At 34.2% G+C, this 16350-nt stretch carries 24 protein-coding genes and 3 pseudogenes; 8 read left to right on the top strand and 19 right to left on the bottom strand.

Annotated features, from left to right (window positions below):
* From WQ54_RS31165 to WQ54_RS31120, 12 genes and pseudogenes are all read right to left on the bottom strand, one after another.
* Nucleotides 1-196, bottom strand: a 196-nt coding sequence (locus tag WQ54_RS31165) for a DUF1064 domain-containing protein (protein ID WP_046590769.1), incomplete at its 3' end; no start/stop codon positions are given.
* Nucleotides 186-428 (bottom strand): hypothetical protein, encoded by a 243-nt coding sequence (locus tag WQ54_RS31160; protein WP_046590768.1) that lies wholly within the window; start codon nucleotides 426-428, stop codon nucleotides 186-188. The genes WQ54_RS31165 and WQ54_RS31160, both read right to left, overlap by 11 nt.
* A complete protein-coding gene (locus tag WQ54_RS31155; RefSeq protein WP_046590766.1) occupies nucleotides 425-625 on the bottom strand; it encodes a Fur-regulated basic protein FbpA in 201 nt (66 codons plus the stop codon). The genes WQ54_RS31160 and WQ54_RS31155 overlap by 4 nt, the downstream gene beginning before the upstream one ends.
* 4 nt (nucleotides 626-629) lie before the next feature.
* Nucleotides 630-1667, bottom strand: coding sequence for a MarR family transcriptional regulator (locus WQ54_RS34115; RefSeq protein WP_052738061.1), 1038 nt, complete (start codon nucleotides 1665-1667; stop codon nucleotides 630-632).
* A 172-nt stretch (nucleotides 1668-1839) separates the two neighbouring features.
* Nucleotides 1840-2706 (bottom strand): annotated as a pseudogene (locus tag WQ54_RS31145) (recombinase RecT).
* Nucleotides 2706-3653 carry a YqaJ viral recombinase family protein gene (locus WQ54_RS31140; RefSeq protein ID WP_046590764.1) on the bottom strand — a complete coding sequence of 316 codons (948 nt, stop codon included), beginning with the start codon at nucleotides 3651-3653 and terminating at the stop codon, nucleotides 2706-2708. The pseudogene WQ54_RS31145 and the gene WQ54_RS31140 overlap by 1 nt, the downstream one beginning before the upstream one ends.
* Nucleotides 3654-3755: 102 nt before the next feature.
* A pseudogene (locus tag WQ54_RS35135) lies at nucleotides 3756-3962 on the bottom strand (hypothetical protein).
* 285 nt (nucleotides 3963-4247) lie between these two features.
* Nucleotides 4248-4397 (bottom strand): hypothetical protein, encoded by a 150-nt coding sequence (locus WQ54_RS34105; RefSeq protein ID WP_156178282.1) that lies wholly within the window; start codon nucleotides 4395-4397, stop codon nucleotides 4248-4250.
* Between the two features lie 298 nt (nucleotides 4398-4695).
* Nucleotides 4696-5226: a helix-turn-helix transcriptional regulator gene (locus WQ54_RS31135; RefSeq protein ID WP_046590762.1), complete on the bottom strand. Its 531-nt coding sequence runs from the start codon at nucleotides 5224-5226 to the stop codon at nucleotides 4696-4698.
* A gap of 59 nt (nucleotides 5227-5285) precedes the next feature.
* Nucleotides 5286-5979 (bottom strand): annotated as a pseudogene (locus WQ54_RS35550) (ORF6C domain-containing protein).
* Complete coding sequence (locus WQ54_RS35405; protein WP_269431607.1) at nucleotides 5979-6104, bottom strand: hypothetical protein; 126 nt, start codon at nucleotides 6102-6104, stop codon at nucleotides 5979-5981. The pseudogene WQ54_RS35550 and the gene WQ54_RS35405 overlap by 1 nt, the downstream one beginning before the upstream one ends.
* Nucleotides 6105-6116: 12 nt before the next feature.
* Nucleotides 6117-6347 carry a helix-turn-helix transcriptional regulator gene (locus WQ54_RS31120; protein ID WP_046590761.1) on the bottom strand — a complete coding sequence of 77 codons (231 nt, stop codon included), beginning with the start codon at nucleotides 6345-6347 and terminating at the stop codon, nucleotides 6117-6119.
* Nucleotides 6348-6511: 164 nt separating this feature from the next.
* Here WQ54_RS31120 and WQ54_RS31115 point away from each other — a divergent pair, with 164 nt between their 5' ends.
* The 5 genes from WQ54_RS31115 to WQ54_RS35115 all read left to right on the top strand — a co-directional run bounded on the left by WQ54_RS31115 (nucleotide 6512) and on the right by WQ54_RS35115 (nucleotide 8715).
* Nucleotides 6512-6958, top strand: a complete 447-nt coding sequence (locus WQ54_RS31115) for a helix-turn-helix domain-containing protein (protein WP_046590759.1) — start codon at nucleotides 6512-6514, stop codon at nucleotides 6956-6958.
* A 10-nt stretch (nucleotides 6959-6968) separates the two neighbouring features.
* On the top strand, nucleotides 6969-7418 hold the full coding sequence (locus WQ54_RS31110) for an ImmA/IrrE family metallo-endopeptidase (RefSeq protein ID WP_231597716.1): 450 nt from the start codon (nucleotides 6969-6971) through the stop codon (nucleotides 7416-7418).
* Between the two features lie 291 nt (nucleotides 7419-7709).
* Nucleotides 7710-7889 carry a hypothetical protein gene (locus tag WQ54_RS35125; protein ID WP_046590757.1) on the top strand — a complete coding sequence of 60 codons (180 nt, stop codon included), beginning with the start codon at nucleotides 7710-7712 and terminating at the stop codon, nucleotides 7887-7889.
* Between the two features lie 182 nt (nucleotides 7890-8071).
* Nucleotides 8072-8284 (top strand): winged helix-turn-helix domain-containing protein, encoded by a 213-nt coding sequence (locus WQ54_RS35120; protein WP_331435297.1) that lies wholly within the window; start codon nucleotides 8072-8074, stop codon nucleotides 8282-8284.
* Between the two features lie 35 nt (nucleotides 8285-8319).
* On the top strand, nucleotides 8320-8715 hold the full coding sequence (locus WQ54_RS35115) for a restriction endonuclease (RefSeq protein ID WP_052738059.1): 396 nt from the start codon (nucleotides 8320-8322) through the stop codon (nucleotides 8713-8715).
* A 309-nt stretch (nucleotides 8716-9024) separates the two neighbouring features.
* Here the strand turns inward: WQ54_RS35115 and WQ54_RS31090 are convergent, their stop codons facing one another.
* Nucleotides 9025-9669: a response regulator transcription factor gene (locus tag WQ54_RS31090; protein ID WP_046590753.1), complete on the bottom strand. Its 645-nt coding sequence runs from the start codon at nucleotides 9667-9669 to the stop codon at nucleotides 9025-9027.
* Entirely contained in the window at nucleotides 9669-10463 is a 795-nt protein-coding gene (locus WQ54_RS31085; RefSeq protein ID WP_046590752.1) for a sensor histidine kinase, read from the bottom strand. The genes WQ54_RS31090 and WQ54_RS31085 overlap by 1 nt, the downstream gene beginning before the upstream one ends.
* A 314-nt stretch (nucleotides 10464-10777) precedes the next feature.
* On the opposite strand from WQ54_RS31085, the gene WQ54_RS31080 reads away from it, so the two are divergent.
* Both WQ54_RS31080 and WQ54_RS31075 read left to right on the top strand, forming a co-directional pair.
* Nucleotides 10778-12148 carry a PepSY domain-containing protein gene (locus WQ54_RS31080; protein ID WP_046590749.1) on the top strand — a complete coding sequence of 457 codons (1371 nt, stop codon included), beginning with the start codon at nucleotides 10778-10780 and terminating at the stop codon, nucleotides 12146-12148.
* A 25-nt stretch (nucleotides 12149-12173) separates the two neighbouring features.
* Nucleotides 12174-12644: a FixH family protein gene (locus WQ54_RS31075; RefSeq protein ID WP_046590788.1), complete on the top strand. Its 471-nt coding sequence runs from the start codon at nucleotides 12174-12176 to the stop codon at nucleotides 12642-12644.
* 640 nt (nucleotides 12645-13284) lie between these two features.
* Here the strand turns inward: WQ54_RS31075 and WQ54_RS31070 are convergent.
* The 5 genes from WQ54_RS31070 to WQ54_RS35400 all read right to left on the bottom strand — a co-directional run bounded on the left by WQ54_RS31070 (nucleotide 13285) and on the right by WQ54_RS35400 (nucleotide 16146).
* Nucleotides 13285-13740, bottom strand: a complete 456-nt coding sequence (locus tag WQ54_RS31070) for a hypothetical protein (protein ID WP_052738058.1) — start codon at nucleotides 13738-13740, stop codon at nucleotides 13285-13287.
* 319 nt (nucleotides 13741-14059) lie between these two features.
* Nucleotides 14060-14269, bottom strand: coding sequence for a hypothetical protein (locus tag WQ54_RS31065; RefSeq protein ID WP_046590746.1), 210 nt, complete (start codon nucleotides 14267-14269; stop codon nucleotides 14060-14062).
* 229 nt (nucleotides 14270-14498) lie between these two features.
* Nucleotides 14499-14927 (bottom strand): hypothetical protein, encoded by a 429-nt coding sequence (locus tag WQ54_RS31060; RefSeq protein WP_046590744.1) that lies wholly within the window; start codon nucleotides 14925-14927, stop codon nucleotides 14499-14501.
* 149 nt (nucleotides 14928-15076) lie between these two features.
* Entirely contained in the window at nucleotides 15077-15487 is a 411-nt protein-coding gene (locus tag WQ54_RS35110; RefSeq protein WP_231597715.1) for a hypothetical protein, read from the bottom strand.
* Between the two features lie 242 nt (nucleotides 15488-15729).
* Nucleotides 15730-16146: a group II intron maturase-specific domain-containing protein gene (locus WQ54_RS35400; protein WP_269431606.1), complete on the bottom strand. Its 417-nt coding sequence runs from the start codon at nucleotides 16144-16146 to the stop codon at nucleotides 15730-15732.
* A 22-nt stretch (nucleotides 16147-16168) separates the two neighbouring features.
* On the opposite strand from WQ54_RS35400, the gene WQ54_RS35790 reads away from it, so the two are divergent.
* Nucleotides 16169-16327 carry a transposase gene (locus WQ54_RS35790; RefSeq protein ID WP_084822398.1) on the top strand — a complete coding sequence of 53 codons (159 nt, stop codon included), beginning with the start codon at nucleotides 16169-16171 and terminating at the stop codon, nucleotides 16325-16327.
* Nucleotides 16328-16350: the final 23 nt, after the last annotated feature.

Here is a 16350-nt window from a genome sequence, read left to right as displayed (position 1 = left end):
ATTCAATCTTGCGGAAAGTACGGCCATTCTTTTGGAATGCCTCATGCAGCAAATATTTTGGTTGGAGCTTAAATGATTTTATTTGTTTAATCTGTTTAAGCAATTTCAGCTGCTCATAGTATTTGGCCTCGGCCTTGCTATCGAATTTATGGCCATCTAAATTGACGATCTTGTTGCCGTATTTCTTAGCAGGCACTAGGCCGATCCTCCCTTACCATTTTCACCATGAATAGTTCAAGTTCTTTCGCTCCAACAAATTTAAGCTTTTTACCTGAATAACTATCCCATATCAAATCAAATTGCTTTGAAGTTTTCCTGAATGATTTGATTCGAGTAGCACAAACATAACCACGCTTTTCTAACTCTTGCACTCGTTTTACGAGCTGTAACTTATCATAATCTTTCAAGATAATGCTCCCAGTTTTCATGCGCTCTCATCCTTAGACATCTCTTTTCCAAATTGAGCCTTGACGTTAATATGTATTTGCTCAAGTTCAGATAAAGTTAGTTCATAGAGCTGACGATTATCAGGTGTTTTGAAATACCCATAGCGTAGAAGCTCGTTTTTTAAATAATCTTTTCGTTGTTCAACTGCTAGTGAAAGCTTTGTAGCTTGCAAGTTCATAAGATCACCCACTTTTCTGTTTTTTGTAATTATTTATTCGGTTAAACAGTTTGCGTTTTTGTTCTTCGAATGCAACAATCTCTTCTGGTGTCATCTCACTTTTTGGTTGATTTTGTTCTTTCCCTAACCAGTCGGGTACTATTTCTTTCCGGATCGGCTTCTTGTTGTAATAGCTTGCTTTTCGTTTTAGCATTGGAGTATTTTCCTTTGTTCCTTCTTGTTCAGCAACATGTTTATCTAGGATGATGGGCAAGCAATAGGCAAAACTATTAATCTTGTCAAATTGATGTTTAGGCTTGTAGTCTCTAAAACACTCTTCTAGCCAGATTAATGCCTTATCTAGATCAATATTGTACTCAAGAAGTTTTTGAATGCTGTGTTTATCCTTGGCGTTAACATCAAATCCACCAATACCAGTTAATCGCATATATTTTTCTTTGATCTGTTCATAAGCACTTGGAGAACTACCTGGTATTTGTCCCTTACTCTGATCGGCATCAGCTAGCTGGACGATTTCGGTTGTAGGCACCCCGCCAGTTTGTTCATCAATACCATGTGCTATATTAACAGCAGCATTATTATTTTTTATTGTTATATCTAGTTCTGTTATATCTTTATTAGATCGGACACTTTTGTCTGATCTAACTGGATCGGACAATTCTGTCTGATCAGACATTTTTGTCTGATCTCTATTCATTTCAGATAAGACATTTTTGTCCGATCTGTTTTTGAATTTCTTCGAATTTTTAACGGTAAATATTAGACCATATGGTGCACGAGTAATTTTGATGTAGCCTTCTTTTTCTAATTGATCTATCCATCTACTAATCGTTTTCTGATTAACTCCAAATACCTTTGCTAGATCTGGAAGCTTTTGAGGTGTATTTCCTAATACGATGCCCCACATAATACCGTCCTTTTCTTTCTCAGCTGTAGTGGAGCTAATACACCATAAAAACAACCAGATCGCATTCCCTATTCGTTTGTAATGTTCTGGAGTTAGTAGTCCTGAATATGTATTAAACGGATAGCTGTCGGACACCGTATCACCTACTTCCTTTTACAAATAGCCTTCATGCCTTCAATTTTCACCAGTTCCAGATGAGGGAAGTAATTCTTTATATAACCTTCAACATACTGTTTGAATAGCTTCCCTCGATCATGGTAGCCTTCTGTCATCCAAAGGTAGTCATGTGGAATATGAACCACAATCATCATTCAAATGGAAATTCATCTTGTATTTTATTCGCAGAGGCTTTTTCAACTTCATTTATTTCTGATGCCTGAACATCGATGATATTTAAATCTTCATTAAAAAATTCCTCAATTGATTCTTCTGTAATATCCTTTAATTCACGTTCATTTTCGTCTTCTGCAAGGGCCTTTTGCATTTCTATTGATAAGATTCCCCATTTACCTAACATGTTTCTAAGAACCGTTTTCATCGCCATAGAGTCATAATCAGATTTCCAAACGTTATTTAACGCTTTTTTATCCTTCATTTTGTTATGTTTAATACGGTGTGCTTCTACTTGATCTTTTGTCCAATAAACTGTTTTCTCAAAGCCATTTATTAATTTAAAATAACCACAATAACCAACTACTTTATCGCTAGTTGCTCCATCAAGATCAGGTACAATTTCCTCTGTTAGGCGATTCCATTTGATTAACTCACCTTCTCTAACCTCGATAACATTAATTGCTTTATATTGGCCAGTACGTAAAGCTAGTTGAATGTAGCCTTTATATCCGAGCTGGAATTGTGCTGCTTTATGACCTTTTTTAGAATCGTAAAAAGGTACAATCCAGGCATATCATTGGTAAATCTAAACTTGCGGCAACCATCGCTGATGTAACGATTGACATTGGTTCAGCTGCTTGTAAAGCAGATCTCCATTGTAGAGATTTAAGAGTGATGCCATGAATTGTGGTGCCTTTTTATTGAGAACCTGTTCAAATTTCTTTTGCATAGTAGGTGTATTTAGTAACGACTTAAGACCAAGGGAACTAGCAGAGACTTGCTGAGCAGAGGTCTCTTGCTTATTTGCTAATTGATTTTTAAGTATGCTATTTGTAGCCATTATTTAGCCTCCTTAACATCGAATTTGCGGAAAGAAGATGTTTTTAAAACTTCTTTATAAATGTCAGGAAACTTTTCTTTCAAAGCTTTAGAATCAACACCTGATCGCGATTGATTTTTCCATGAAACAATGTAATCTCCTACCGTACCTGTTTCAGCATTTTTAAGAGTAGCTTTGAGTTTATTTTCAATTTCTTTTTTAGCTGTAGATAATAGCTTTTCATCAGCTTTTAACTTGTTGTATTGTTCTAGTAATTCCTTGTAATCGGATGGAAGAATAATTTGTTTATCCTTTTCAGCACGGTCAAATTTTTCTTTTAAGTATTTTTCAGCAGCAGTAGATCCATCAAGTTCAGGAGGGTTGCCTTGCAAAACGTGATATTCCCAAAAGTGCTTTTCAGCATCAAAGATCATTTTTATTAATTCATCATCACGTTCGACCTCTTTCCAAACGAAGCGATTCCCACCGATAAGAACAGCTATGTAACCTTTTTGCTTTCCTGTTACACCTAAGTAATGTTGGACCTGGACTAAATAGGTATCAGGTACCTCATTTACTTCCCATTCTTTTGCTAGGAATGCTGATGCAGTTTTACATTCAAGAACTGCTGATTCACCAACAACCATACGGTCAACATTTGCTCTTATATAAGGATATTCAGGGTGAGAAAACATAAAATTTGTACGCCTTACTTTTTTACCTGTTCGTTTTTCGAATTCCTTAGCAACCACGTTTTCCATTTCATTTCCCCAATAGATTGCTTCGTTATCTAATTGGACTGGATCAACTTGCCCTGTTTTTTCGAGCCATAATTCAAAGGGAGTACGATATTTATTTAATCCAAGGATTATACCTACATCACTACCACCAATTCCTTTCATTCGTTCCATTAGCCATTCTGAATGGGTTATTTCATGTATTGGAATTGCATTTAAATTTTTAGCCATCTATTTAACCTCCATTTGATTTTTTGAAGGAGATCCTCTAAAATAGTGTTATAGATATTTCATGGATCTCTTTTAAAAAGCTCACTCTACCCAGTGGGCTTTTTATATTGCTGTTTTAAATTCAAAACCGATTTCTACTAAAAACCTTTCCAAGTTATCTCTTAATATCACATCTCCATCAAACTCAACTACATCGTCACCTTCTAAAATCTCATCACCAAAATAATCAATACCTGTAAGTTCCGGTTGATCAAATACATTGAGATAGCCTGTTCAATTTACACGTGTTATATCAGGATGTTCTAACATGTCATTTCCTCCCTATCAAATTGTTGTCATTCTTAATTTTCCCTAAGGCAACAAATAGGTAAAATTTCTCTTTAGAATCAAACTGAAAGATTGGCATACCATTAGGTTTTTCTATAATCTTTCCTCCCGATAGCTCCAATCGACGTTTATCTGATTCGGTATAGGGAATTTCTATCATTTTTTTCATTTCCAATTGATTTACAAATGGGAATCCACTAAAATAAGTCTAGTTTTCTATTCTATAATTTCCCTTTAAAAGCTCATTTTTCTAAATGGGCTTTCTTTTTATTTTTTATAAATGATCATGATGACTTCATTTGTACTGTCGGCTGTGTTTAGAGAACTTAGTTTGATGTCCTTAATATCCAAGTTTGCATTTTCTGAGAGAAACATATTTGCGTCCTTTTGGTTATAAACAATCTCAACTTGATACATATTCCCACCACCTTTCTGATGCCTTATTCGCATCATCACGATCAAGAAAGGACTATTAGAGAGGGATGAGAGGTTGTCCAGTCTCGATCATGACAAGAACGTGTTCTTGCCATCACTCAAGAAGAGTGGTATGATTTTATTCGACAATTTCTTTTTTAAAAGGGTCCACCCTTAAGCTGTTAGCTTTTCAGAGCTTGCTGCTTATTTTTTACTCTCATTTTTATTCATTGATCCCCACATATAACCAAACATCAGTGCTACGAAAACTAATACTGACATTGCATAAAACATAGTTTGATCATCCATTTTTTAAGAACCTCCTCGAAATCAATTTCATTTTGTGCTGAGCCCACATTTTCACCCATGAAATCCTGTATTCCTTACAAAGAATTGCAACGTAATGAGTTAAAGCTGTTATGGCATCAATAGATTCTTGAATAGATTTTTCTATTACCTTGATATCTATTTGTTCAATACTTTTAGGATTAACTGTTAATTTTTTGTTTGCTTCTGATACTGCCTCTAGCGCCTCCATTAACTCTTCTTTTGTTTTAATTGAGATGCTTGATCTATGTAAATCAGCAGCTTCCCCGTCTAACTTTGCGATTCCCCATTTTGTGTACTCATGTGCTGCTTCGATAGCTGGGAATGGATCGTTGTGTTCATTTGCAAAATAGGTTGCAATATTAGGCTGAACTCTATAACGTCCATTTTCTTGTTGAGAGATTGCTTCACGAGATTCAAAAATTTCAAAGGAAAGTTGTTGTTGTGTCAAATTGACTGCACATCTTGCTTCTTTTACTGCCTTTGCTGCTCTACCAATTTTCATGATAGTTACACCTCCCTTCTACCTTTCAAATAGGAATAATTTGTTAATATAGTAATAAATTAAGATACCTTTCTTGGAATCCAGTTTTCTATATAACATAGGGCAGATGATAATTCCTTTCGCTTAACATCTTTGTAACTAGCAACACCAAAGCGATCTTTGATTTCACGATATAGTTCACGGTAAAGTCTTGATCTCTCTTGTGGATCAGCACTGATTTCATATATCTTTGCTGCCACTCCTTTTTGAAGTCTGCGTTGCTCACCTGATGTTAAAGTGATTTGTTCATCAACTTTGGACTCGATTTCTAAGATTTTTTACCATATTGACCAATGGTGTTTTTTAGTTCTTCATGACCTTCTACTAGGTCAGCTGTTGTGCGAAGAACTGTGACTAGTGCCTGGTATTTAGATAATGGGACAACTTTTTCACTTTTATATGAACCTGTCTTTCTAATAGATGGAATAACTTCAATAGCCAACCAATCTTGAAATTGTTCTGCAATTTCATTTGAAGCTTAAAAGCTAATTTATAAACAAGTGGTTCTGGTATTAAATCTCCTTTCGCCACTTGTGGCGAATTATTAGGAAGATAACTGTTTACTCGATTCCACCTACCATATTCAGATCCGTTTTTTGTTTCTGTAATTCCTAAACACTTAGCAACTTGCTCTACATCAAACAAAATTTGATTATCTTCAACTTTTGCAGCAACTTCAAAAAAATCATTTTTATAGATTTGTAAATCTCTCATTACACAGCCTCCTTTTTGGGATTTACTTTTTCAGCTTCAGCACGCTTGGCTAAGATTCGTGGTGCAGAAACTTTTTTAAAATATTCAAGCATGTTTTTTATTGCTTCTCTTGATGGTTGGTTCATATTTGTACCTCCTTATGCGATTATTGTTTTACTCGAATTGTGTAACTTTTCATAAAAAAAAAGATAATTCACGTCTACACCGAGAATCTCAGAAATCTTTTTTGCTTTCTCAAGACTTGGCTTAGTTCTACCCATTTCTATATTGGCATAGCCACTTGCATACTTATAACCAAGTTTTTTCGCCATAAAAGTTTGAGATTTTCCTTGTGATAAACGAACATCTCTTAATCTTTTAAGAGTCACTATACCACCTCTCTTACTCATTTTGTGTAACTTTTGATTATATAATAACTTACTCAAATAGTTTAAGTAAATACAATTTTTACTCTTTTTGTGTAACTTTTTATCTTTTCTGTGTAAATCGTGTTAATATTTAACATATAAAATAAAGGCTAAAGGTGTAAATTATGAATAATATAACGCCAAAAATACTTGAAAAACTTAGAGAGCAAAAAGGTTGGTCTAAAACAGAGGTAGCCAGAAGACTTGGTATCAAAACTGTTTCAACCTATGCAAATTGGGAGTATGGAATCAGGACTCCTGATAAGGATATGTTGGCGAAAATAGCTGATATTTATTATGTATCAACTGACTACCTAATTACTGGTAAAGAAAGTGATAACATTGTAAATACTTCCAACTTAACAAAAAAAGATGAAAAAGACATTGCTAAACGTATGGAGCAAATTAAGAAAGACCTTACTAACGAAGATGGCCTACTTTTTTATGGTGAACCAATGAGCGAAGAAGCTATTGAATCTTTTTTGGAAGCAATGGAATATGCAGTGCGTCAAACACAACGTATCAATAAAAAATACATTCCTAAAAAATATAGACAAGAGAACACAGATTAGTTGTAGTAATATGGAGCGATTTACATGGAATGGATTAAAAATGAAGTTGAAAAGTTTAATAAAAAAATATCAGACAAACAATCCTTTTGAACTAGCATCTTTAAAGAAAATTCACGTTTTTCCCTGGAATCTACACAATGAGATAAAAGGTATTTATAAGTATGACAAGAGAAACAAGTATATATTCATCAATAACAACTTAGACGAAGCTTTCCAACGTTTTGTATGTTCTCATGAATTGGGACATGCTCTCTTACACCCTAGATCAAAAACCCCTTTTCTAAGAGAGAAAACATTATTTTCTCTCGACAAGATCGAAGTTGAAGCTAACACTTTTGCTGTAGAACTTTTACTTCCAGATGACCAACTGTATGAATATCAAAATACCAATCTTTCTATATATGAAATTTGTGAGATGAACGGAATCCCTAAGGGGTTATCACATCTCAAAATTTTTTAATATTTTTATAGTATTTTTTACGCACTCCCTTATAACCACACTTATTTATTGTGTGTTTTCATTTGAAGTTTTACTGGGTTTTTTGCCCATTTTATACATATATCAGTAAAAAATAAGGAGTTATGTAACGGGTTATTTATATTAAATAAGTAATATTTAAGTGGAGTTGCAATTGTATATTAAAATTTAAATATGAAATGGTACGATTAAATGAAAGCACTAATATATATTGAATTCCGTATGGTAAAATTCAGTAAAAAATAACACATAAAGATGAGGAAGAAAACAATTATGGATGATTTTGAACTGCTTACAAAAACTAAGATGTCTGAGCTCGTTGGTTGGTCTGAAGCTACTGGAAGGAGATGGGTTAAGCATTTTAAAGAATATCTACCTACTCAAGTAACAGGAAAAAGTACTGTACAATTTGGAATCATTAAGAATTATGAATTTTCTAAAGAATATGAATGAGATAGGGTGTACAATACCAAGGATAAAGGACATATTAAATAGCGAAGGAATTCCAAAAAATAAAGAAGAAGAACTTCAAATTATTCAAAAATACAATACTCATAAAATTTCTAGGAATTATAATGAAACAATTAAAGTATCTAATCCATCGATGAAAGATATGGAAATCCCATTTCTAACGAATAAAAGATGGCAAAGCCTATACTGCTATTGATGTTTCTGAAGCGTTAGTAGCTCATTTTAATTTAAGTGAAGAGCAGCGAGTGATGAAATATGAAAATACCAAAGATTCAATATTTCTTACAAGATTAAGAAGCGTAAGATATAGCTTAAAAAAAGAAAAGTATATTGATGAAGTAAATAAATTAACTTACCAGATTACCAAAGAGGGTTAGAGTTACTGGATGAAAACATTGTAGAAATTGAAGAATTGGAAAAGATAGTAGATCCTCTTACTGTTGTAAAGGAAAAGTTGGATAAACTCAAAACTGAATTAGCTGATACATTATTAAATCAATTAAGAAGTATCCATTGGACAAAATTTGAAGACATTGTAGTAGATCTGCTCACAGTAATGGGCTACGGAGACGGTCAAGTTACTCAAAGAACAAACGATGAACGTTTAGATGGAGTAATAAAAGAAGATAAGTTAGGGTTAGATAACATATATGTCCAAGCTAAAAGATATGGTTCGAACAAGAGTATTGGACGTGAAGTTGTACAAAGCTTTTCAGGAGCCTTAGATGGTAAGGGTGCTAGAAAAGGCGTGTTTATTACTATCTCTTATTTTACTGATGGTGCAAGAAAATATGCTGAACGATTGTGAAGCTAAAAAAATTATTCTTTTTGATGGTAATAAACTATCACAACTAATGATTTCTCATAATGTTGGAGTACAAATTAACAATATTTTTGTAGTAAAAGCTATAGATTATGACTACTTTAAAAACGAGCAAGAGATTACTTTGTAATTAGCTTGAAACCATACAATTTAAAGGACCCCACAGGAGGTCCTTATCTAAGTTTCTTGTTCAAATAAAGCACCAAGTTTAAGTGCAATCCTTCACAATATACAAGCCTGTTCCTTTAATATTCCAAAAGAATAAGGAGAAGCGCACCAATCCATTGTATGATTTTATTCTGACAAACCATGCCTGACAGCATATGCAGCAAGCTGCACACGATTATCTAGCTGAAGCTTTTCAAGCAGATTTTTTATATGGTTTTTAACCGTATTTTCTGCAATGACAAATCGCCGAGCAATTTCCTTGTTTGTATCACCAGCTGCTACCCTGGAAAGGACTTCGCACTCTCTCGGTGTCAAAGTCAGGGGACTCACTTCCTCATGGATATTGCGTGTACGAAAGCGATAGAGTAACCTACTCGCTATTTCACGGGAGATTTCTGTATGGTTCCCGAGCAGGGCATGAAGATACTCAATCCAGTCATCCGGCTCCATATTTTTTAGTAAATATCCTTGTGCTCCGAACTGTATAGCCGTAAACAGGTCTTTTACATCATCTGACACAGTCAACATGACAACATGTATATGAGGAAAAGAAGACCGTATTTTTTTTACTGCTTCGAGACCACTCAATCTTGGCATGTTTATATCCAGAAGAAGCAAATCGGGCTGAAGTTGGTCACAAAGTTCAATGGCTTCGAGTCCATCAGTAGCTTCACCAACTATCAAAAAGGAATTATCAATTTCCAGTACACTTTTGATCCCTTCTCTTGCCAGTGGATGGTCATCCGCAATGATTACTCTAAAAGTTTGCATTATCGGTTCTCCTTTGTGACGATTATTTCGGTGCCGCCCTTTTGTCTGTTTATTACTTGTAATGTTGCTCCTAGTTGCTTCGCACGTTCCTGCATAATCGACAATCCATATTTCTTATCTGATTTCTCCGAGCCGTTGATTCCACTTCCATTATCGGCAATCTTCAATTGCCACCCATTCTCTGTCCCCTTAATTTTAATGACCGCCTGAGAAGCTTTAGCATGTTTTCTAATATTTGCAAAAGCTTCTTGGATAATCGCAAAGACTTGTATTTCATCTTTTACGGTAAATGAACCGTTGGGAATCTGAATTTCCGCTTCTACTTCAGTGCCTGTTATCGAACTCCATTCGGAAATCCATTTGGTTATCCTTGAATTAAGCGAATCATTTATTTCTGGCTCAGACCGAAGATTAAAAATAGCTTGACGCACATGGTTATCGATAGTGGATAGAGCCCGAGATGCTGCTTCAAAATCACCTTGTTTCAGTTTGATATTTAGAAAGAAAATGGATTGAGCAATTCCATCGTGAAGTTCTCGCGCGAGTCTTTCCCGCTCTTCATATACAGCTCGTTTTGACTGTTCATTCATGAGTTTGTCATTCGTAACTTTGATAATACGAAACATCCAGGATGAAAACAAAAGTGAGAGCAAGAAAGTAAGGATTGTAATATATAAATTTCCTGCTTCCATTGATAGAGAACCCAAAAGGAAATCGTGGCGAACGTATTCGAATCCCCCGATTAATAATGTTGGCAAAATCACACAAAGTAACTGTAAAAGACGATAAGACAAGCACGTTCTCTCCCTACTAAATTTAATTCTTTATTCTCTTATAAGTATAATAACTAAAAAACACTTATCACTGATAGCCCGTATGGGCTATTTACATAAAAAGAGTGGTGGATTTACAATTAACTTCGATATTGATCGGAATAGGAACGTTTACTTTTGCGTTAAAGAACAAACTTGGGTTTATTTAAGCAAAGAGGTTTCTGAAGTATTGGATTTAGGCTACCGAGTGAGTAGGACCGCTAACGGAAATCTTGTTAATCACTATTTATTTTGTCTAATGCGTTGGAAACCAATTATTTTTTAAGGAGAAGTATATGGAGACAGTTCAAAGCACTTCTATTCAAGATAGGAAACAAGCCCCCATCTCGGTATATCGGACGGTATGGAGGTGGCATTTTTACGCTGGTATTATTTTTGCACCCTTCCTACTTATCCTGGCAATTACAGGGTCAGTTTATTTATTCAAGCCCCAAATCGAACAAATAATTTACCAAGACTACTGGGTGGTTACACCAAGTGGAGATAAACTGCCAGCATCCCACCAAATCGAAGAAGTGAAAGAGTTATATCCAGATTCAGTAGTTACGTCATTCCGTCCAGGTGAGAACGCGAATCGCTCAAGCGAAGTGGGCATTATTAATAATAATGATTCCCTTACGGTATTCATTAATCCTTATACGGGTGATTCGTTAGGTACGTTAAATAGTGAAGACCGAATTATGGATAAAATTGAAGAATTTCATGGAGAACTGATGGCTGGAACTTTAGGTGACAGAATAGTCGAATTGGCTGCTTGTTGGGCAGTAGTGTTAATAGTAACCGGTCTGTTTCTATGGTACCCAAAAAAGAAACCGAACCTATTTGGTGTTTTGGTACCCAGATTTAATAAAGGGAAAAAGATTTTGCGGAGAGATTTACATGCTGTTCCTGCTTTTTGGATTGCTGGTGGTATGTTGTTTCTAATTATGACTGGGTTGCCTTGGTCAGGTTTCTGGGGTAGTAACTTCCAATCCTTCGCTACTAATTCTGGGGCTGGGTATCCACCTTCTATATGGACGGGAAATGCCCCTACATCCGGCGTAAAAACAAAAGATATAGCCGATGTCCCGTGGGCAGCAGAAAACCTTGATGTTCCAATTTCAAAGATTCAAGGTTTTATTCCGCTTCCTATCGATGATGTGGTAGCAATAGCAAACCGGGAGGGTATGCATCCAAGTTATACCATAAGCATTCCGAATGAAAAAGAAGGCGTATATACCTTATCTGCCTTTCCTCCAAAGGCACAAGATGAGGCTACCATTCATATAGACCAATATTCAGGGGCCGTTTTAGCTGATTACCGTTATGATAACTATGGACTGATAGGGAAAATAGTTGCATGGGGAATTACTCTTCATAAAGGTACTCAATTTGGATTGTTCAACCAATTACTTAGCCTTCTTATTTGTTTAGGCATCGTCTTGGTGACTATTAGTGGTTTTTATTTATGGCTGAAACGGAAGCCTAAAAACCAAATAGGTGCACCTGCAGCACCAAGCATTAAGAAAATGAAAGTTTTCCTAATTGTAGTAATCTGTTTAGGAATACTTTTTCCGCTAGTTGGTTTGTCACTTATAGTTGTGTGGCTACTTGATTTGTTGGTAATCCAAAGAATCAGTGCAGTCAAGAGATTTATGAATGCATAATAAAGAAAAAGGGTGTAGTTTTTCCATGAAGAATAAAATACAACCGGTTTTTGTTTTAATATTGAGTTTATTTCTAAGTGCATGCTCACTCAAGGAAGATGCTGCCGACCTATATCAAAAAGAAAGTCCGCTTGAAGCAGAAATTATTATACCCGAAACCTTCTCAAATAATAACCAGGAGAACATTAAAGTTGTTTTAACACAAGATGGTAAAAAAGTTGAAGGCGCTGATTATGTTCATTTTGAGATATGGAAACAGGATGGCTCCCTCCATTACAATATGGAACAAGCCAAGGAAGTCGGAAACGGGAAGTATGCTTTAAGTAAGGATTTCGATAGTAATGGTCTTTATTATATAAAAGTACATGCAAGCAATAATGGTTCAATAATTATGCCTCAAAAGCAGTTTGTCGTAGGGGGATTAACGGAATCGGAATTACAATACTTAAAACAAGATTTACCGAAAAATGATGCAGTTCATGAACATCATCATTAAATATTGGAATATAAAACGGGTCGGCTGCCATTATGGCAGCTTTTCTTATTTTAAAAAATATTACATTAAGGATTGTACCAGAATCCCCGTATGCACATATACTCTACCGAATGAAGGGAATGTTTGACATATAGTATTAACCCCATACAGAATGAGGTCTATTTAAGTATTGCCATTTTTCGGATCTAACAGGTGTTAATTTTCATGGTAGTTGAAGAAAAACTTGTCTGTACTTTTAGCAGAAAAATAATTAAATACTATAAAATTTTATATTATATTCTTTCCCCCTTTTTAATTAAGGGGTTTTATTTTACAATATATCAAGAACAAATGTTCTAAACGCGACTTTTTGGTGTCTCAAAAATATACCAAAATCCTTCAATAATTAATCAATAATTATTATGAGGTGATATAATGCGTACAGCTATTTGGCGAAGGAAGGTTATTCCATCCGAGCACAAACTGACCGTTTAAAAGCAAATTGTGTCTCCCAGGAATGGACTGTAGTGGATTTTTTATTGATGATGGTATAAGTGTCATGGATATGAAAAATTACAATTTTTATGAAGAGTAAATACTGTCAGTTAAAGAAAAATGCCTTGCTCATTATTGAAGCAAAGCACCAGTTAGTAAAATTTTTTTACCTTAGAACATAAAAAATTATAAACACCAATAAAGGAAGTATTAAACTATATATCGCTTCTTTCCATCTATAAACGTTTTTTCTTTGTAATAATAATCTATCGATTATGAAGAAAATTGATGCAGCAGTTAAGCTTAGAGTCCAATATACAGCACCAAATATTAAATGAAGAATTGCTGAAACTATTTGAAATGACTTATTAGTTTTAGTAAACCCTTCTGATATTATATCGCTAATAAAGGAAGTTAAGGTCCCATAAATTAAAATTACAGGAAAAAATAACATTAAATAAAATGGTATTGTTTCTATTGCTGTATTACCAACCTTATTATATTCAGCCCCTCCACCCAATACATTAGGTTCTATTATACAAAGAATTATTGTGAATAACGGTCCCGTTATGGACGCGGTAATCACTTTTCGGGAAAGAAACCTTTTATAAACATTTTCCAATGGAATCATCCTTCATCCATTTGATGGGTGTTGATTTTGTTCAAATTATTTATACATCCTTTTTCAATTTTTCCTTAGTGATATCATATGACAATCAGAACATATTTTCTAGAATATAGTGTTGGAATTCTTAATGTAAATTAGAAATACAATGCCTTATTTTGTCTATCCTCTTCTTGAACTCCCACAGTTTGATACGTTTATCTCTTGAATGCTCACTTATTCGTAGGATTTCATAACCCTTATAATAATCTGCCCCGTTACTTGAATAAGAAAAAGCGATCCTTCACTATTGAAGCATCGCACCCGTTATATACTTTTAGCGTGACGCTTTTGGCGGTTGGCACACGTCACATTTACGTTGGTTATTATTTTTAAATTTTGTAAATGTTTTTTCAAAGTTGCTACCACATGCACATTTAAATAGTAACTTTTGAGAAAAACCGTTATATTCCGTCGTTAGCAACTTACTTTCCGAATTATTCTCAACAAATTCTTTAATTTTACCAATCGTCCATCGTTTATTCATTCTCTTACACCCCATATTTTTTCGCTATTCGGAGGCTTTATTTGGCATCCGTTCATTTATGAGTAAAAGTCGTAATTATCCTAAGTTCCTTATTATAACATGAGCAGGTATACAATTAAACAGATGAGAGGTATCTTATTAAACTAAGCTGCCCAGTTAGCTCATTAAGAAAAAGGCTGCATTTGTAGCAGTTTTTTAAAGAGGGCACCTGTTAATTAATAAAGATTTGTTAAATTCTCTTTATTTTTTTCTTATTATTTTCTACGAAAATAGTATCTACTACCCAATACGGAAATGCAAATATACCCCCGATATTAAACAGAAATAAGAGTACACCAACGTCTATTTTTAAAATGTCTGAAGGGCTTGAGATGAATAAGATTAAAAATGATGCAATTAGTCCTCCTAAAATATGAATTAATAAGGATAAAATTTTCTGATTAGTGGGGAACTTTGCAAATTCCCCCCCTATTTTATCTGAAAAAATGGACCATATAGGTGCATAAATTAAGTAAAGTGGAGACCCCCAAATTATAATAAGCCAGAAATGAAGAATATCCCAACCCATAAGTAACGCACTAATAAATATAAAAATAAAGCAAAATCCTATTAATATTAATCCAACATACAATTTTCTAATTAAAATATTCTTGTGCATTTAGTTAATTTTCCCCATTCTTTGCAATCCCTTTTAGTATGGTTAATTCTACATTTATTTTTATATTCCTTGTTAAACTAGCCTGCCCGATAGCAAAAGAAGCGACTGCTTTTACTTAGCAATCGCTTCCCTTTATTTAAAAACAATATCTAATACAATGATGTATTTTCTTTGATTTCTATTTCAAGTTTTCCATTTGCATCAATGGATTTTATATTTACTGTAGCATCACCAGAGTAACCCTTTTCAAAGTAACCAATTACATATTCTGTATGTAAATTCCCTTTGTTATCTTTATATTCTAGTTTTAATGCGGCTTCGTCAAATTCTTCAGTAGAATTTTCATTCTGATTAATATTTAGTTTATATTTATCGCCTGATTTTATGGTGGGGATTTTAATATCCTTTTTAATATTATCATAGGTCAAATATAAGCCAGATACTTCTTTTTTCGCTTGATTTTTAACTTCAATATCAAATCCCTCGATTGGAAGAAGATAACCTACAGTTCCTATGATACCTAACAAAAAAATCACAGTTACTACTAATTTTTTTTTCATTTAATTACTCCTCTTATATTAATAACTTAATAAATTTTACGTTTACTTAGTAGAAAAGGTTTCACTCGTTGTAAATTATTGTTAAACTATCCTGCTTATGTTACTTCAATAAGAAAAGCGATCCTTCCTTATTGAAGCAGTCGAGTAGAAGAGAGCCTTTTAATATTTCGGTAAATTGTACTCTCCCCCCTCTCAGAACCGTGCTTGCACTACTAATGCACACGGCTCCTCCAAGTCATCATTTACAGAATATAGTTAATCCCTTTTCTTAAATCGTATATATTCACTTTAATCCTTGGATAAGGTAGTGGATATTTATTAAGAAATAATCTGAATTTATCCCAGGTGAAGGACTTTCTTTGACTTCTTCTATTGAGCCATTTAAACAGTAAAAACTCTATTTTGTCTCTGAATTTGTTTACACTTTGAGTATTATCTGTGATGCAATAATAGTTGTAATAACCTACTAGTGAGCGTTTAAATCGATCCATAATCATATGAATGTCTTTATTTCTGTTAATTTTCAACCATTCTTTAGTTTCTTTTAGTTTAGCTTGGACTTTCTTCTTGCTTGTTTTCCGTTTTACTCGAAATTTCCCTTGTTTACTCCTACCGCAATAGTGTGTAAATCCAAGGAAATCAAAAGTTGATGAAACCATCGATTTATCTTTTATTCGTGACATGCTTTCTGATCGATACTCAGCCGATCGTGGTCGACCTGCCGAAGAACCAGAGTTTATGTTTAAAATTTGTCTTCTTGAATATCTGTATGACCTTTCCAATGTTCAAGTTATTGAACATATTCGTGTTAATTTAGCTTATCGCTGTTTCTTGGATTAAACCTTGATGAGGATTTACCTGAT

The organism is Bacillus sp. SA1-12, from assembly GCF_000981385.1.
In the GTDB taxonomy this organism is placed as follows: Bacteria; Bacillota; Bacilli; order Bacillales; family Bacillaceae; genus Metabacillus.
The sequence above is the reverse complement of the archived record's forward strand: the minus strand, read 5'-3'. Positions and strand labels throughout refer to the sequence as shown.

Excerpts from the sequence above, each read along its gene's own strand:
- WQ54_RS31160 (WP_046590768.1), bottom strand. The coding sequence starts at position 428 with ATGAAAACTGGGAGCATTATCTTGAAAGATTATGATAAGTTACAGCTC.
- WQ54_RS31090 (WP_046590753.1), bottom strand. The coding sequence starts at position 9,669 with ATGCAAACTTTTAGAGTAATCATTGCGGATGACCATCCACTGGCAAGA.
- WQ54_RS35400 (WP_269431606.1), bottom strand. The coding sequence starts at position 16,146 with ATGGTTTCATCAACTTTTGATTTCCTTGGATTTACACACTATTGCGGT.
- WQ54_RS31115 (WP_046590759.1), top strand. The coding sequence starts at position 6,512 with ATGAATAATATAACGCCAAAAATACTTGAAAAACTTAGAGAGCAAAAA.
- WQ54_RS35405 (WP_269431607.1), bottom strand. The coding sequence starts at position 6,104 with ATGAACCAACCATCAAGAGAAGCAATAAAAAACATGCTTGAATATTTT.
- WQ54_RS31155 (WP_046590766.1), bottom strand. The coding sequence starts at position 625 with ATGAACTTGCAAGCTACAAAGCTTTCACTAGCAGTTGAACAACGAAAA.
- WQ54_RS35790 (WP_084822398.1), top strand. The coding sequence starts at position 16,169 with ATGCTTTCTGATCGATACTCAGCCGATCGTGGTCGACCTGCCGAAGAA.
- WQ54_RS35125 (WP_046590757.1), top strand. The coding sequence starts at position 7,710 with ATGGATGATTTTGAACTGCTTACAAAAACTAAGATGTCTGAGCTCGTT.
- WQ54_RS34105 (WP_156178282.1), bottom strand. The coding sequence starts at position 4,397 with ATGTATCAAGTTGAGATTGTTTATAACCAAAAGGACGCAAATATGTTT.
- WQ54_RS31060 (WP_046590744.1), bottom strand. The coding sequence starts at position 14,927 with ATGCACAAGAATATTTTAATTAGAAAATTGTATGTTGGATTAATATTA.
- WQ54_RS31135 (WP_046590762.1), bottom strand. The coding sequence starts at position 5,226 with ATGAAAATTGGTAGAGCAGCAAAGGCAGTAAAAGAAGCAAGATGTGCA.
- WQ54_RS31080 (WP_046590749.1), top strand. The coding sequence starts at position 10,778 with ATGGAGACAGTTCAAAGCACTTCTATTCAAGATAGGAAACAAGCCCCC.
- WQ54_RS35110 (WP_231597715.1), bottom strand. The coding sequence starts at position 15,487 with ATGAAAAAAAAATTAGTAGTAACTGTGATTTTTTTGTTAGGTATCATA.
- WQ54_RS31065 (WP_046590746.1), bottom strand. The coding sequence starts at position 14,269 with ATGAATAAACGATGGACGATTGGTAAAATTAAAGAATTTGTTGAGAAT.
- WQ54_RS31140 (WP_046590764.1), bottom strand. The coding sequence starts at position 3,653 with ATGGCTAAAAATTTAAATGCAATTCCAATACATGAAATAACCCATTCA.
- WQ54_RS31075 (WP_046590788.1), top strand. The coding sequence starts at position 12,174 with ATGAAGAATAAAATACAACCGGTTTTTGTTTTAATATTGAGTTTATTT.
- WQ54_RS31110 (WP_231597716.1), top strand. The coding sequence starts at position 6,969 with ATGGAGCGATTTACATGGAATGGATTAAAAATGAAGTTGAAAAGTTTA.